1 protein-coding gene is annotated in these 361 nt (G+C 42.7%); it reads right to left on the reverse strand.

Annotation, left to right across the window (positions count from 1 at the left end; translation table 11 throughout):
- Window positions 1-361, reverse strand: a 361-nt coding sequence (locus EMN46_RS19500; protein ID WP_154202678.1) for an IS3 family transposase, incomplete at both ends; no start/stop codon positions are given.

Genomic DNA, 361 nt, shown 5'->3' on the forward strand with positions numbered 1-361 from the left:
GCGGTAATTCTTTGCGTAAATAAGTTCTACTTTTAACCGACCAAAAAATGATTCCATAGGTGCGTTATCCCAGCAGTTTCCTTTACGACTCATACTAATCTTACAGCCATTCGCTCTCAGATAATCAATATACCCCTGAGCTCGATACTGCACGCCTCTGTCAGAATGCACGATCAAACCTGGTGCCATATTCCTCTGCCCCAATGCCATCTTCATCGCATCGGTAATCAAGGCCTCAGTCATGGAAAGGTCTACGCTCCAACCTATAATCTTACGAGAAAACAAATCCATTACAGTCGCAAGGTAAAGCCATTTATCTTTGACCCAAATATACGTGATATCCGTTGTCCATTTCTGATTG

The sequence above is a fragment of the Ancylomarina sp. 16SWW S1-10-2 genome, from assembly GCF_009669305.1.
Taxonomy (GTDB): Bacteria; Bacteroidota; Bacteroidia; order Bacteroidales; family Marinifilaceae; genus Ancylomarina.